19 protein-coding genes and 1 tRNA gene are annotated in these 15234 nt (G+C 33.9%); 12 read left to right on the forward strand and 8 right to left on the reverse strand.

The features are described 5' to 3' along the window. The first annotated feature begins 98 nt into the window (after positions 1-98). The 4 genes from J7574_RS00545 (at position 99) to J7574_RS00560 (ending at position 3346) form a co-directional block, all read left to right on the forward strand. Positions 99-1013, forward strand: a complete 915-nt coding sequence (locus J7574_RS00545) for an alpha/beta hydrolase (RefSeq protein WP_290962841.1) — start codon at positions 99-101, stop codon at positions 1011-1013. 174 nt (positions 1014-1187) lie between these two features. Continuing rightward, the gene (locus tag J7574_RS00550) at positions 1188-1544 is read left to right on the forward strand and encodes a hypothetical protein (RefSeq protein WP_290962842.1); all 357 of its coding nucleotides are present in this window, start codon (positions 1188-1190) and stop codon (positions 1542-1544) included. Positions 1545-1696: 152 nt separating this feature from the next. Further along, positions 1697-2053 carry a hypothetical protein gene (locus J7574_RS00555; protein ID WP_129746570.1) on the forward strand — a complete coding sequence of 119 codons (357 nt, stop codon included), beginning with the start codon at positions 1697-1699 and terminating at the stop codon, positions 2051-2053. 84 nt (positions 2054-2137) lie between these two features. Further along, the gene (locus J7574_RS00560) at positions 2138-3346 is read left to right on the forward strand and encodes a cytochrome c3 family protein (RefSeq protein ID WP_290962845.1); all 1209 of its coding nucleotides are present in this window, start codon (positions 2138-2140) and stop codon (positions 3344-3346) included. A gap of 66 nt (positions 3347-3412) precedes the next feature. On the opposite strand, the gene J7574_RS00565 is transcribed toward J7574_RS00560, so the two are convergent. From J7574_RS00565 to J7574_RS00580, 4 genes are all read right to left on the reverse strand, one after another. Beyond that, a complete protein-coding gene (locus J7574_RS00565) occupies positions 3413-4156 on the reverse strand; it encodes a UDP-2,3-diacylglucosamine diphosphatase (RefSeq protein WP_290962847.1) in 744 nt (247 codons plus the stop codon). Between the two features lie 86 nt (positions 4157-4242). Next, a complete protein-coding gene (locus J7574_RS00570) occupies positions 4243-4695 on the reverse strand; it encodes a 6-carboxytetrahydropterin synthase (RefSeq protein ID WP_290962849.1) in 453 nt (150 codons plus the stop codon). Positions 4696-4728: 33 nt separating this feature from the next. Further along, complete coding sequence (locus tag J7574_RS00575; protein WP_290962851.1) at positions 4729-4905, reverse strand: hypothetical protein; 177 nt, start codon at positions 4903-4905, stop codon at positions 4729-4731. A gap of 157 nt (positions 4906-5062) precedes the next feature. Continuing rightward, the gene (locus tag J7574_RS00580; protein ID WP_290962853.1) at positions 5063-5827 is read right to left on the reverse strand and encodes an enoyl-CoA hydratase/isomerase family protein; all 765 of its coding nucleotides are present in this window, start codon (positions 5825-5827) and stop codon (positions 5063-5065) included. Between the two features lie 104 nt (positions 5828-5931). Here J7574_RS00580 and J7574_RS00585 point away from each other — a divergent pair. Next, positions 5932-6005: transfer RNA gene (locus tag J7574_RS00585), tRNA-Ala, on the forward strand. 176 nt (positions 6006-6181) lie between these two features. On the opposite strand, the gene J7574_RS00590 is transcribed toward J7574_RS00585, so the two are convergent. After that, complete coding sequence (locus J7574_RS00590; RefSeq protein WP_290962855.1) at positions 6182-6358, reverse strand: FeoB-associated Cys-rich membrane protein; 177 nt, start codon at positions 6356-6358, stop codon at positions 6182-6184. A 302-nt stretch (positions 6359-6660) separates the two neighbouring features. Between J7574_RS00590 and J7574_RS00595 the strand changes: the two genes are divergently transcribed. From J7574_RS00595 to J7574_RS00620, 6 genes are all read left to right on the forward strand, one after another. Then, positions 6661-7002 carry a hypothetical protein gene (locus tag J7574_RS00595; RefSeq protein WP_290962857.1) on the forward strand — a complete coding sequence of 114 codons (342 nt, stop codon included), beginning with the start codon at positions 6661-6663 and terminating at the stop codon, positions 7000-7002. A 17-nt stretch (positions 7003-7019) separates the two neighbouring features. Beyond that, positions 7020-7589 carry a hypothetical protein gene (locus J7574_RS00600; protein WP_290962859.1) on the forward strand — a complete coding sequence of 190 codons (570 nt, stop codon included), beginning with the start codon at positions 7020-7022 and terminating at the stop codon, positions 7587-7589. 25 nt (positions 7590-7614) lie between these two features. After that, positions 7615-8046 (forward strand): nuclear transport factor 2 family protein, encoded by a 432-nt coding sequence (locus J7574_RS00605; RefSeq protein WP_290962861.1) that lies wholly within the window; start codon positions 7615-7617, stop codon positions 8044-8046. A gap of 56 nt (positions 8047-8102) precedes the next feature. After that, on the forward strand, positions 8103-8687 hold the full coding sequence (locus tag J7574_RS00610; protein WP_290962863.1) for a hypothetical protein: 585 nt from the start codon (positions 8103-8105) through the stop codon (positions 8685-8687). Positions 8688-8756: 69 nt separating this feature from the next. Beyond that, complete coding sequence (locus J7574_RS00615; RefSeq protein ID WP_290962865.1) at positions 8757-9317, forward strand: hypothetical protein; 561 nt, start codon at positions 8757-8759, stop codon at positions 9315-9317. Positions 9318-9407: 90 nt separating this feature from the next. Next, a complete protein-coding gene (locus J7574_RS00620; protein ID WP_290962867.1) occupies positions 9408-9803 on the forward strand; it encodes a helix-turn-helix transcriptional regulator in 396 nt (131 codons plus the stop codon). A 332-nt stretch (positions 9804-10135) separates the two neighbouring features. Here J7574_RS00620 and J7574_RS00625 read toward each other — a convergent pair whose 3' ends face one another. Genes J7574_RS00625 through J7574_RS00635 form a run of 3 tightly spaced genes read right to left on the reverse strand, consistent with a single transcriptional unit; the run spans position 10136 to position 12982 of the window. Then, positions 10136-11104 carry a lipid A deacylase LpxR family protein gene (locus J7574_RS00625; RefSeq protein ID WP_290962869.1) on the reverse strand — a complete coding sequence of 323 codons (969 nt, stop codon included), beginning with the start codon at positions 11102-11104 and terminating at the stop codon, positions 10136-10138. Then, positions 11082-11870 carry a monofunctional biosynthetic peptidoglycan transglycosylase gene (mtgA, locus tag J7574_RS00630; protein WP_290962871.1) on the reverse strand — a complete coding sequence of 263 codons (789 nt, stop codon included), beginning with the start codon at positions 11868-11870 and terminating at the stop codon, positions 11082-11084. Before mtgA ends, J7574_RS00625 begins: the two co-directional genes overlap by 23 nt. Beyond that, entirely contained in the window at positions 11870-12982 is a 1113-nt protein-coding gene (locus J7574_RS00635) for an FAD-binding oxidoreductase (protein WP_290965395.1), read from the reverse strand. Before J7574_RS00635 ends, mtgA begins: the two co-directional genes overlap by 1 nt. 285 nt (positions 12983-13267) lie before the next feature. On the opposite strand from J7574_RS00635, the gene J7574_RS00640 reads away from it, so the two are divergent. Next, positions 13268-15169, forward strand: a complete 1902-nt coding sequence (locus tag J7574_RS00640) for a S9 family peptidase (protein WP_290962874.1) — start codon at positions 13268-13270, stop codon at positions 15167-15169. Positions 15170-15234 lie beyond the last annotated feature (65 nt).

Consider the following 15234-nt stretch of genomic DNA (forward strand, 5'->3'; position numbering starts at 1 on the left):
CTTTACTGATCCCCTAAAAGCTATGTTTCTATGTGTTAAAAAATTTCACCCAACGAGTTAACTCAAATAAATTTATCAAAGAATTTCAGTCTATATAAATGAAACTATTAGCAACCGTTTTATTTCTTACTATTTCGCTTTTCGCAAAGGCGCAAAACCTTTACATCAAAACTTACGGAAACGAAAAGAATAAAGCTATAATTTTCATTCATGGCGGACCAAGCGGCAATGCTACTTTGTTTGAAGGAACCACAGCTCAAAAACTAGCCGATTTAGGTTTTTATGTAATTGCTTACGATAGAAGAGGCGAAGGAAGATCTACAGATCCAGATGCGAAATTTACTTTCGAAGAAGCTTTTCAGGATTTAAATTCGATTTATGCAACATATCATTTAAAGAAAGCAATTATATTGGGTCATAGTTTTGGCGGTTTGGTTGCGACACTTTATACGCACAAATATCCGCAAAATGTGAGCGCTTTGGTTTTGGCTGGCGCTTTGTTTTCGCAACAAGAAACTTACGATCATATTTTAAATACATTGAAGAAAAAATATAATACTGATTCTGAACAATTAAAGAAAATCAGTATTGTAGAGAATCTAAATAAAAATTCTGCCGAATATAGAAAAGGATGTTACGAACTTGCAGGAGAAAATGGCTTTTTTAAAATGCCAAATCCAACTGTAGCATCTAAAAAACTATATGCAGATTACGAAGCTGGAGAATTTTACAAAACCAATATTCGAAATAAAAACGCGCCGTTAGTTTTTTATCAAAACGAAAAGCAAAACAATATCGACAGCAGACCTTTTTTAAAGAAAATCAAATCTGCTGGCGTTCCTATTTATGGAATTTACGGAAAGGATGATGGCATTTTTTCATTGGCACAAATTAATTCTATGAAAGCAATAACAGGCGAAAAACACTTTGCTTTCCTTGATAATTGCTCCCATTATTTATTTGTTGACCAACAGACAGCGTTTCTTTCCAACCTAAAAAATTGGCTGAAATAATCTTTTTTTAAACCATATAAGAAATATAAGTTCATTTAACAAAGTGAGCTTTCAAGATATTTTCTAATCCACTAGAAACCAATTACTAATGACATTTTTTAGCTTTTTTTTATGCTTTTATTAATCAAGTATTAATACAAACAGGCTGTACCTTTGTAGCCTAAAAAAAATGCCATGAAGGATATTGAACAGATATACCGAAACGATTTTGGAATTTCATTTTACTGGAAAGAAGGCAACGAAATTATATCAGATAAAATTCAGTTGCTTTTTAAACAAATGGGATTTTATTTTTCAGTTCAAGAATTAAACGAATTTCACGATTTAATCGAAGACTGCGTAACAGACCACAATGATTACGATACAAGTGGTGTAAAACGTGCATTCGATAAATTTTTATTGAAGACACCCTATGTTGCTATAGATTTAGAAATATCACCGAATGAGTTAAACTCTATAAGAGATTTGGTTGATGGTTCTTTATTTCGACTTCATCTCAACGAATATATTTTCGGCTCTGGAATGAACTAAATCATTTCTACCTCATCTTACACAACAAATCCAAACTTTTTTACCCCTCACAATGTGGTCGGCGAATGAAAAGTTTTTTCAAACTTTTATGATTTTTTTATTTAGAATTAATATAAATAATATTTATATTTGTTGAAATTAAAGGATTTACGATGAGAGAAATTGAGCAAATATATCATAATAACTTTGGAATAGCTTTTTACTGGAAAGATCACAACACTACCATTTCAGACAAAGTGCAGTTGGTTTTTAAAGAAACCGGTTTTTACTTCACCGTTCAAGAATTGAATCATTTTTGCGATTTGATTGAAGATAGTATGATTGAAAATTCTTGTTGCGAAGCTTGCGAAATGAAATATTCTTGCCATAAATTTTTATTGAAAACGCCGTGCAATTCGATAGATTTGGCTGTAAATATGACCGAATTAAAATCGATTAAAGATTTGGTTGAAGGTTCTTTATTCAAAATCGAGCTAGATGAATATGTTTACGGAGTTGGCATGAACTAAGAAGCATTCTAAATATTTTAACAGCATTTTTTTCATTATTGAAATATATTTTGATTCCATTCAAAAAAAAGTATATTTACAGCAATGAAAAAAGCTGTATTTCTACTAACCTTAGCACTTCTGGCAATTCTCGTTGTCAGCTGCAATAACAAATCTGAAGAATACATTGATCCGCGTGGAACCGATTATGCAGGATCTGAAAGCTGTATTCAATGCCATAAAGTGCAATCTGAAATGGCTTTCAAAAGTTCGCATTTTAAAGCGACGGCACCAGCTATTTTAGGAAATGTTTCTGGCGATTTCGATTCGAAAAATCATACTTTCATTTACGATAAAGGCACCAAACTAGTCATGGAAAAAGATGGTGACAGTTTGTATCAGGTTTTATACAAAAACGGAAAAGAAACAGCGAGATATAAATTTGAAATCGTTTTTGGAACCAAACACGCGCAAACTTCTGTTTACTGGAAAAACAACAATACCTACGAACTTCCGATATCTTTTTATCATTCTATAAACAATTGGGCTACAAGTCCAGGTTTTCCTGCCGACAAACCTTATTTTGACCGTATGGTGGTAAAAGATTGTTATTCATGCCATAGCTCCAATATTAGTTCGCGAACTGTTGACCAGAGTTCTGCAGATAGAAATTTTATGTCTATGGATGTTGAAGACATAATCAACAAAAAGACTATTGTTTACGGAATTGACTGTGAACGCTGTCATGGGCCAGCCAAAAAACATGTTGAATTTCATTTAAAAAATCCAAACGTAAAAGTTGCCAATAGCATTACCAGTTTCAAAACATTAAGCAGACAACAAAGGTTGGATGCCTGCGCGTTATGCCATGCGGGGAACGATGGTATGAAATTAAAATCTCGATTTGAATTTAAACCTGGGGATAATCTATCGGAGTTTTTTCGTGAAACTAAAAGCATTACCGATACGGCAAAATTTGATGTTCACGGCAATCAATATCGATTGATGGCACAAAGCAAATGTTTCAATAGCCAAAAAATGGATTGCATTACGTGCCATAATCCGCATGAAAATGCATCTAAAAACATGGCTTCGTATTCAAAAATCTGTATGAGCTGCCACCAAGGATTAAAACACAATGAAACTACGCTTAAAATAATGCCTGAGAAATTATTGGCTAGCAATTGTGTAGAATGCCATATGCCAAAACAAGCATCTGGAGCCATTAAATTTCAGCTTTCAAACAGCAAACAGCTTTCAGAATATATTCTGCGAACGCATAAAATCGGAATCTATCCAACAAATAAAAAATAAGATATTGCTAGCTTTTGGTTTTAGACATTAACCTCAACTCTTGACTTTTGACTTTAAACTTCTTTACTATTTTTCGAATTTCTTTAGCTCAAATTTTTCACCATCAAAAACGCCATAAGTAAAATAGCCAATCCAATCGCCTAGGTTTACATATTCAGAATTTTCGCCAATAGGAATAATCATTGGCAAATGACGGTGTCCGAAGATGAAATAATTGTAATGTTTGGTTTCAAGTTTTCGTTTGGCATATAAAACCAGCCATTCGTTTTCTTCTCCCAAAAACTTCACATCTTCAGCACCTGAAATCAATTTGTTTTTAACGGATAAATATTGTGCTAGGCTAACACCAACATCGGGATGCAGCCAACGGAAAAGCCATTTTGAAAACGGATTTGTAAATACCTTTTTCATTCTTTTATACCCTTTATCGCCAGGACCCTTTCCGTCTCCGTGGCCGATTAAAAAGGTTTTTCCGTTAAAAGTAAATTCTTTATTATCGTGATAAACCGGAATATTCAATTCGGTTTCAAAATAATCATTCATCCAAAGATCATGATTTCCAACAAAGAAATAAATCGGAATTCCGCTGTCACGAATTTCAGCCAGTTTGCCTAAAATACGGACAAAGCCTTTTGGAACAACGGTTTTATATTCGAACCAGAAATCAAATAAATCTCCAAGCAAAAAAATCGCTTCAGCATCTTCTTTAACCTCATCTAACCAAGCCACAAATTTCTTTTCGCGCGGAAAACTCAATTCTGGACTAGGCGCACCAAAATGCTGATCTGAAGCAAAATATATTTTTTTCATTATTGTGAGATGTGAATTGTGAGATGTAAGATGTGAGTTGTGAAATGAAAAAGCACTTTACATTTAACTTTTCACATTTAACTTATTTACAGATTATCAGAAGCATACCATTCTGCAAAAGAAGATTCTGTTTCCTGAAGTTTTAATGAGAAAAGAGAAATTCCTTCTGGAAGTCTTGCCACAATTCTTTCAGCAAAATCTACCACCATGTTTTCGCTTGTGGGCTGATAATCTACCAAAATAACGTGATGCCCGCGGTTTTTCAATTCATTTGCCAATTCAACATGCGGCGTTGTCTGATTGAAAACAGTGGCATGGTCAAACTGATCGACGATTTCTTCTTTTACAATTTTCTTTAGATCAGAAAAGTCAATCACCATTCCGAACTTTACATTCGATCGGTCTGTAATTGGCGAACCAATAACCGTTACCGATAATTTATAACTGTGTCCGTGAACGTTCTTGCATTTTCCATCGTAACCGTACAAAGCGTGGCCAGTTTCGAAGCTAAATTGTTTTGTAATTCTGATATTACTCATCGACTTTTAATTTTAAGCTTGCAAATTTACAAATTAATAACCGTTTTTGTCTCTTTTTTTAGCACGGTTATACATCCACAAAGCAATTCCGCCTAAAACCAGAAACGGAATAAAAGATCCGATCACCACACCAATTTGATAAGCACTGTCTGGAGCGTCCTTCATTTTTTCGGCAACATCTACTTTTTGGAATAAGGAAATCAATTTCATTTTAAAATTGGTTTTAATCCTGCAAGGTTTTCAAAACCTTGTAGGTATTGTAAAATATTCTATTTTCTACTCTTAATGATTAAACCTACAAGGTTTCGAAAACCTTGCAAGTATCTTTATCATTTCAACTTTGTCAAAGTTATTCATGTCATATAATTTATTTTTTAAACTGTAATAATGCCGATTTTGTAAAATCAGACAAAACCAATTTTCCTGTAATTGCGGCACGTTCAAACAAAAGCGATTCCCAAGTTTCTGTTCCTTCCCAGATAATCTTTTTCATTTCTTGTAAAGCTTCTGGATTGTATGAACTTAATTTTGAAGCAAAATTTTCGACCTCAGCATCAAGATTTTCAGTTTCGCATAAAACGGAGAAAAGTCCTTTTTGAAAAGCCCAATCTGCCGATTTCCATTCGTGCGCCGCCAAAGTCATTTCAGTCATTGCCGTTTTTCCAATTTTTCTAGAAACAGATGGTTCAATTACAAATGGTCCAATTCCGATTGCTAATTCTGATAATTTAATGTCGCTTTTTGACGTTGCAAAAACATAATCGCAAGCCGAAATTATTCCGACACCGCCTCCAACAGCTTTTCCTTGTACGCGTCCAATTATGATTTTGCTGCAATTTCGCATGGCATTCAACAAATGAGCAAAACCCGAGAAGAATTCAACTCCCTGTTCTTCATTCTCCACTTTCAAAAGTTCATCAAAAGAAGCTCCTGAACAAAATGTTTTGGCACCTTCGCTTTTCAAAATAATAACCGAAACATTTTCATTTCGGCTTAAAGAATTAATTTCAGCTGTTAGCCGATTTAACAATTCGCGTGGAAAAGAATTGCTAGCAGGATGCCCAAATTGTACTGTTGCAACTGTATTTTGAAGGGAAGTTTCTAAGCTTCCGTTTGCATTTTCTAAACACATAAAAATTAGATTTAAGGTAAAGTTACGCTTTTGAAAAATAATTCATTCGAAACTTCTGGAAATTTGTTTTTTGCGAATTAATTGACTTTATTTGTTAACGCTTTGGGGGATTAGCTCATTTGGCTAGAGCGCTACGCTGGCAGCGTAGAGGCGACCGGTTCGAATCCGGTATTCTCCACAAATAATTCAAAAATACCCAAACAGATTGATTCTGCTTGGGTATTTTTTTTAATACACATTTTATGTTTTATATATACGTCGGGAAGGCGACCGGTTCGGATCCGATATTCTCTACTAAAAATTAAACCCGACAGGTTTTTAAAACCTGTCGGGTTTATTATAAATTATCACGTTTTACTTCTCATTTGCCGCATCATCAGCATCAACATCGTCTTTCTGCGCTTTTTTAAAGTCGTTGTTCAGCAAGTTTTCCAATTTCTTTTTTTCACGCAGATTTTTTCTAATGGTTAGCACAACCAAAATAAGAACCAAAATTGCAACAACAGCTATAACATTCCAATTAACATCCATAGTTTTAATTTTTAATTAAAAATAAATTTTTTAAATATTTATCACATTATCAAAAGGTTAAGAATTTTAATTATCAAAAAAACAATCAATTTACGGAGATATCCTTTGAAAGTTATTATTTACAAAACTTTTATATTTTTGTAATTCTCAAATGCCTTTCAAAAGAAAAATGAATGGCATAAATAATTATACGCCTTAAGATGAATCCAATTTTAAAAACTAATCTTTCCCAACTCTTAAAAAAACTTATCACATTTTCTATACTCATTTTCGTATCGACTTTTATAGAAATCTATTGGTCAATGGGAAGTTTTTCAGAAAAACTATCTAGCGGAAATCCTGATAGTCATTTTTTTGATGATGCTTATTTACTATCTGTTCTCACAACCATTTTATTAACGATTGCATTTTTGCTGTTTACTTTAATAAAAAGCAGATATCTTAAAACGGCATTAGAATTAATCAGCTTAATTGTATTTTGGTTTTTCTGGAATTACAGCATTTTTGTAGATCGCGAATCGGCGTGGAGCACTTATCTTTTTAGAGAAGAAATATTGTATACACTCACCTTATCTTTCTTTCCAATTCTAATTTTATCCATCGCAACTGTATTTGGTTTAAATTACATATTAAAGAAAATATGATTTTAAATAAAAAAACAATGCTGAGATTTTATCTAATTATCTGTTTGTTATTTGCATTAGATTGCCTTCTCTATTTTTTTAAAGAAATTAGTTTTCGTGGCTATTATAGTGATGTTGTTGTGTTTTGGCTTTGGCTTATCCTGTCTTTTGTGGTAATTATTATTTTTTGGAAGAAACTTTTAGCCAAATTACTATTAGCATCAATAGTTGTTACATTAGTTTTAAGCATTGTAGCTATGATGATTCCTTTTTTTGCAATAGTGCTTTCTACTACATCTTTGGGTTTGTACAAAAACAAAGATTTAAATGAAAAATATCGGGCTCAGATTGTAGGATACAGTGCTATGACTCCGCCTTGGTTTGAAGTAATTGAAAAAAAAGGCTTGATAGAAAAAAGAATCTTTCATTGCACCGATTATCAAATTATGAATAACAATCTTGATATGAAAATCAGAACGGCAAAAGACATCATTTTTAAGAATGAAACCGACAGCACACTTACGCTTACACTTTTCTACGGAGGGCCAAATAAAACTTTAACTTTCAATAAAGACACTGGAAACATACTGCAAATAAAAAACAACTAATTTTAGTACTTAAAAAACTATCTATATGCGTTACTTAAAATTTCTCTTTCTTGCATTTTTACTAATGCTTTCTTTTAAAGGTATCTGTCAAGATAAAATTTCACAGCAAGTGCTGGATCGTTTAAAAGCCCAGCAAACCTGCTGGAATAATGGTGATCTTGAAGGTTACCTCAATTTTTATGCTCCTGTAGATTCTGTACGCATGATTTACAGTGGCGGTGTTGTATATGGAAAAAACAATATCGCTGATTTCTTCAAAAAATACTGGCCAAAAGAAAGAATGGGAAAATTGACTATGACTGATTTTGTTGTTGAACCACTTTCAAAAAAAGATGCATTTGTAAGTGCAAAATTTAGTGTCGAGGCTCCAAATGGCAAAAACAGTTCCGGCCACTTTTCAGGAATAATGCGAAAAATAAATGGTGTTTGGTATTTGTATGTTGATCATTCTGGGTAATTAAATTGGAAGAGACAAAACTTAGTTAAAACATAAAATTTATCAATCTGTAAAATATGGAAAATATAAAAACACTCATCGCAGCATGTGAACTTGAATATGATGAAATTCAGGAATCAATTCCGGCAGAAGATGAAACGATAAAATTATTAGCAACTTATTTTTCACAGCCACTTCCAGAAGAATTAATCACCTTTTACAAAACCGTTGGAGGAATAGTATCAGATGAAATCTTCCGTATTTTTTCGCCTGAAAATTTTCTTAATCAAATTCAAGAACGAGAAGAATTAGAACATAATTCAACTGGAATTATCGATATGATTATTGCCTTTTGGGGAAATGATAGACCCGAATTTCAGGAATATAAACTGTTTACTAAAGAGGAAACTGAAAAAATAAACAAGGCTTTCTCCTGTATTGGCTGGATTGTGGCTGAAGAAGATAATTATGAAAGCGGCGAATATGTAATTTTCGACCAAAACGGAAATTTCATGAATTTGTATAGCCATCAGGATAATCTTGTAAAGACTAAAAATCAATTACTTAAGCTTTTAGAAACTGGTATTCCTGAAAGATCTTTAGAAAATGTCTTGGAAGAACTTTTTGAAAGAGCTGAAGGAAATTTAAGCCGATGGGAGTAAAATGATATAAAAAAACATTTAACAAAAACCATTTGTACTAAAAACAACTTTTAACAAAATCCAAAATTCATGTCTGAATTAAGCTCATTATACTGCAAAATCAAGATTACAAAACCGCAGCTCGAAAAATTTCTAAACAGCCCGGTCGAAGAACCAAAGCTCAATGAAAATTGGTTGAATTTTTGGGAAAGCCGAAAGATGTATTCAAAATCTGTTTTAACTCAAGAAAATCTTTATACTTATAAAGACCATAACAATCAAGGAGTAATTGATGGATGGATCGAATACCCTCAAGCAATGGCTTTTTCCGATTATGATGAAACCGCAGAAGAGTGGCATTGGGGAATGATGTTTTTTAGTGAAAATTATGTAGAGATGATTCCGATGTTTGCTTTTATCATTAGTTTAGAAAAATATGTGAGCGAAAGTGCAGAAAACAAAGCAATTGTTTTCCCTTTCTTTTGGGGAGATGATGATGTAAATGCTTACGTATATTTTGAAAATGGCAAAGCAGTCTTAAGTCCGAAAGTGCAGACTTTAAAAGATGTCGATTCGAATTTTGTTGAACAAACCAAAGCATTTTTAAACAAAAAATGGAATGAAATGGCCAAAGACATGGAAATGGATTAATCTTTCGTAAATTAAAACAGTAATTTACTCCAAAAAACCTGTTTTTTACGAGAAGTTATTTTGTAACCAAATTTTAAATACCTTTGAATTATGAGCACAGTAACAAGACCAAACCATATAGGGCGAAAAATAAGCCGTATCCGTGAACTTCGCGATATGAAGCAAGAAGCTTTGGCGCAAGCTTTGGGGACAAGTCAGCAAACTATATCAACTATAGAAAATAGCGAAAGTATAGATGATGATAGACTTGCAGAAATAGCAAAAGCTCTTGGCGTAACCGCAGAAGCAATAAAAAGTTTTTCTGAAGAAAACATGATTACATATTTCAACACTTTTAATGACAGTCCTGGAAATTTTGGAAGTTTTGCAAATGGAGCAACTTGTAATTTCAACCCACTTGATAAAGTAGTAGAACTTTACGAACGTTTGGTTCAAGCGGAAAAAGATAAAGTGGAGTATTTAGAAAAATTATTAAAGGAGAAATAGATCTTTCGATTTAATTATAATATAAAAAGCCATTCCTGAAATTTTTAGGAACGGCTTTTTTGTTTCAAAACTACTTCACAACCTTTGTCAAAGTTTAAAACTTTGACAAAGGTGTTTTTTTTTAAGAAATGATTTGCCTCCAGCTTTAGCTGGAGGTAAAAATATTGCCATCACACAGGCTTTAGCCAAAATATCCTTATTTGGCTAAAGCCTATTTGCTGTAAACAAAAAACCTCCAGCTAAAGCTGGAGGCAATTGAAAAAATATCTTAATCTGAGTAATCCAGAATGTGTTCTTTTTTTTAATCCTTAGCATTTCGGTGGCTAATAACTTTACTTCAACAAAAACCCCATCCTTATCGATCCATAAAAATATCCCGAATTGGTATCAATTCCTGGATCTTTGAGTTCTCTTCCGCGATAAAGGAAAGAATAAGAAATATTGAAGTTATTGTGTCGGTATTTTAACCCTGCTTCACCATTGAAGCGAAGCGGCTCCAAATCAAAAGTAACAGGACTTGTATCGTTAAACATGCTTCCTTCTATAGTGGCGTCATAAAACTGATAATTGACACTTGGAGCGATATAGAAATAAAACTCTCTAATTTCTGGTTGCGCTTGTGCACTTATCGAAGCATCGTGCATATTGGAATCGTAAATCGGAAGCAGTTTTTTAAATCCAAATCGAGCCATAAATCCTGTTGAAACTCCCGTAAAAATCGTTCCCAAATTGCCTTCTGACTGCCAATGTAGATCTACAAAATCATTATGTTTTGAAGGAAATAGTTTTTTAGAATAAATAGCATGAGCCTGAATTCCTAAAGCGTTATGGATCTGATTTTCCCAGCCATACACTTTTTTGTACCCAATCATGTTATGAAAACCTTTCTGGAGCTCTTCACCCAATGCATTTGGACCAAGAAAGCCAATTTGAAAATCGGTTTTTAAAACCGATTCACTTTGGTAAAAGAAGTTCTTCCCTACTTCTGCAAAAAGATAACCCGCAAAAGGGCGATCGTTTATGGTTACCGCTTCTTTGTTTAAAAATCGCGGATTATAAAGGTATTGTCCAATTCTAAATTCGGTAATTTCTTTATTGATCTTCGGATTGTCGTTTTTAGATAAATACCGAAAAAAAAATTCTAGACCATTGGTATAATACATATCGTATTTAGACGATGTGTATAAATCGTTATCTGATATAAAACCGATTTCTTTAGTTCTTCCTTGTCCAAAAGTGAGCGTTGCAGTCAAAATCAGAAAAGCAAGAAGTATTTTTTTACTTCTTTTCTTCTTTTCCATTGTAATTGATTTTTCCAACATAACGCATTTCGCGCACAATTCGTTCTTTTCTTCTATTGATATAACTTGAAGATCCTGTAGCTTTAAATTTTCTCGGGTTCGGAAGAATTGCCGCAATTCCTGCCGCCTGCATTGGCGTTAAACTCGAAGCATCTCTTCTATACCAATGTTCTGTTGCAGCATAAGCACCATAAACTCCGTCTCCCATTTCAATGCTGTTCAAATAAACTTCCATGATACGTTCTTTGCCCCAGATAATTTCTATCAGAATAGTAAAATACGCTTCTAGACCTTTACGCAAATAACTTTTGCCTTGCCATAAAAATACGTTTTTGGCCGTCTGCTGTGAGATGGTACTTCCGCCTCGAATTCGGCGTCCGCGTTCGTTGCTTTTATAGGCTTTTTGCAGGGCTTTAAAATCGAAACCGTTGTGCGTTAAAAAAGTTCCGTCTTCACTGGCAATAACCGCTTTTTGCAAATTCATTGAGATTTTATCTAGCGGTTCCCAATCGTGATCAAAATAAACTTCCTTGCCAGCCATTTTATTTTCGATGGCACGAATGAGCATTAATGGTGTAAAAGGCACAGGTATATATTTAAAAAATACAACCGAACCAATTGAAAGTCCAAAAAACCATAAAGCAGCTTTGATAAAAAACCATTTTACTTTTTCTCCAAAAGAACGATTTGATTTTTTTGAAGATGAAGTTTTAGGTTTTGGTTTGTTTGTCGTAGTTTTTGGTGCTGGTTTTTTGGTTGCTGCCATTATATTAAATCTGCTAATTCTGTTCCTATTAAACTTCCTATCGCCACTCCCATTCCGCCTAAACGCACTCCGCAGAACACGTTTTCAGAAAGTTGGGTTACGACAGGATTCTTACTATTTCCGATTCCCATGATACCGCTCCATCGGTGCGCAATCTGAAAATCCTGATTTGGTAAAATTACATTTTTCAGTAAATCTTCCAATTTATTTTGAATAATTTTCGTCTGTCCAAATTCGGTTGTGGTTTCGCCTTCAAAATCAAGGTTTCGGCCTCCGCCTAACAAAATGCGATCGTTGATATTTCTGAAATAATAATAACCGCGATCTAAATGAAACGTTCCTTTAATATCTAAATTGTGAATTGGCTCTGTAATAAGAACTTGCGCCCTTGCGGGTTTTACAGCTCCTTTTGTTAATTCGCCTGCAAAACCATTGGTTGCAAAAAGCAGTTTTTGTGTTTTAAAGCTAAAATCGTTCACTGCAACTTCTACATGATTTCCTGCATCGGCATACGATTTTACCGTTTGTTGGTTTAAGATTAAAATATCTGCCGAAACTGCTTGCTTTAATAATTCCTGCATCATGTTTCCAGTATCAATTTGTCCTTCAAACGGATTAAAAATTAAATACTCGTTGATATTTTCAAATCCAAATCGATCTACTTTTTTGGAAAAAACATCAGCTTTAAAAAGCGGTTTTAAAATATCATTGATAAACGGAATTTTAGAAATGCATTCGTTAAACCCAAATTCATCTTCTTTCAAAAATAATTCATATCCGCCGTGAGGTTTAAAATCTATTGCCTGATCTCCTAACCTCCTTCGAAGCAGTTGAAGTCCTTTCCAACGTTTTTCAATCAATGCCACAACATCATCTTCTGAATGTGTTTTGAGATCATCCATAATTTCAGACAAACTTCCGAAACAGGCAAAACCAGCATTTTTTGTACTTGCGCCTTGTGGCAACATTCCGCGTTCTAAAACCAGAATTTTAGCAGCAGGAAATCTTTCGCGCAAGCGTAATGCAGAATGCAAACCTACAATTCCGCTTCCTACAATAGTATAATCGATATTTGCGAACCAGTTTTTTAGTTCCCAGTAGCTTAGTTCCATCATTTTGATAAATTCCAATATTTAAAATTCCAAATCCCAATCTTGGGTTAAATTACTAAATAAAATTCCAAATTTGAAAATTCCAAATTCCAAGCTTTAACTTCAAAATTTTGATAGCCACGACTCGAGCGATAGCGAACAGGCGAAAAAAATTGTCAAAAAAATAATTCGTGAATTCGTGGCGGAAAAACTTACCTGAATTTTAACAATTTTGGAATTTGGAATTTAACAATTTGGGATTTAAAAGTTGTATTTTTAGCGCACAAAAAAAGAATAAATTAGATTATGAAAAAAGTAGTAGTAGCAACCTTAATAATGATGAGTTTAAATGCTATCGGACAAAATGTAATGTCTCCAGAATTGTTATGGAAATTAGGACGAGTAACTGCACTCGGACTTTCGAAAGATGAAAAAAATATTGTTTACAAGGTTTCAACGCCTTCTGTAGCCGATAACAAATCGACTTCTAAACTTTATACGATTCCAGTAAACGGAGGTAATGCCACTGAAATTAAAGACACGAAAGATGTTTTAAAAGACAAAAACATTTCGCCTGACGGAAAATTTGTCGTTTATAATGAAGAAGTAAAACTTGAAAGTGTTTTAGGGAAAGATTTCTACCCAAGTCTTAGCAAATCTGATGCTCAAATTTATAATGGTTTAGATTACCGTCATTGGGATACTTGGAACGAAGGAAAATTTAATCACGTTTTTTATAAAGAAAACAAAGACGGCGCAAAAGGAACTGACATCATGAAAGGTGAAACTTTCGATTCTCCGCAAAAACCTTTTGGTGGTGACGAAGATTATATCTGGTCGCCAGACAGCAAAAGCATTTTTTACGTTTGCAAGAAAAAAGCGGGAACTGCTTATGCTATTTCTACTAACACCGATATTTATGAGTACAATTTAGAAACTCAAAAAACAACTAATAAAACGGACGGTAATCTAGGTTACGATACAGCTCCGCAATTTTCTCCAACAGGAAATTTATCTTGGCTGCAAATGAAACGTGACGGTTATGAGTCTGACAAAAACGACATTATTGTTGAGTTTAAAGGAATCAAAACGAACTTAACGGCAAACTGGGACGGAACTGTAGATAATTTTATCTGGAGCAAAGACGGAAAAACAGTATTTTTTGTGGCACCAATTGACGGAACAAAACAGCTTTTCTCTGTTAATTTTCCAGGTCTAACCAAAATCGCAATCAACGTTCGCCAATTGACAAATGGAGATTTTGACGTAAATGATTTAGTTGGTTTTGCTGGCGATGATATTATTGTTACAAGAACAGACATGAATCATGCTGCTGAGATTTATTCTTTCAACTTGAAGAAAAACACTTGGAAACAAATCTCAAATGTAAATACAGATACATATAAAACTTTAGCGTTAAGCAAAACAGAAAAACATTACGTTACTACAACTGATGGCAAAAAAATGCTGGTTTGGGTAATTCTGCCTCCAAATTTTGATGCTTCAAAAAAATATCCAACTTTGTTATTCTGCCAAGGCGGACCTCAAAGTGCATTGACACAATCGTATTCTTTCCGTTGGAATTTCTCTTTAATGGCGGCTAAAGGTTATGTAGTAGTTGCTCCAAACCGTCGAGGTATGCCAGGACATGGTGTTGAATGGAACGAACAAATCAGTAAAGATTGGGGCGGACAAGTTATGGACGATTACCTTTCTGCTATTGACGATGTGGCAAAAGAAAGCTATGTTGACAAAAGCCGTTTAGGATGTGTTGGCGCTAGTTATGGAGGATATTCGGTATTTTATTTAGCTGGAATCCATAAAAACCGTTTCAAAACTTTTATCGCTCATGATGGTGTTTTCAATACGGTTTCAATGTTAGGAACAACAGAAGAAGTTTTCTTTAATAACTGGGATTTTGGCGGACCATATTGGGAAAAAGATAATGCTGTAGCACAAAAAGCATACACTACTTTTAATCCTGCAACTTTGGTTCAGAACTGGAACAAACCAATTTTAATTTTCCAGGGAGGAAAAGATTTCCGTGTGCCAATCGGACAAGGGCAAGAAGCTTTTCAAGCGGCTCAATTAAGAGGAATCAAAAGTAGATTTGTGTATTTCCCAGACGAAAATCACTGGGTTTTAAAACCACAAAATGCTCAGGTTTGGCAAGGCGAATTCTTCAAATGGTTAGATGAAACTTTATAATTTATAAAAGACCAACTTTTTAGCAGCCGTAGATTTACATAATCTACGGCTGTTTTTATTTAGTG

It is taken from the genome of Flavobacterium sp. (assembly GCF_017744675.1).
Taxonomy (GTDB): Bacteria; Bacteroidota; Bacteroidia; order Flavobacteriales; family Flavobacteriaceae; genus Flavobacterium.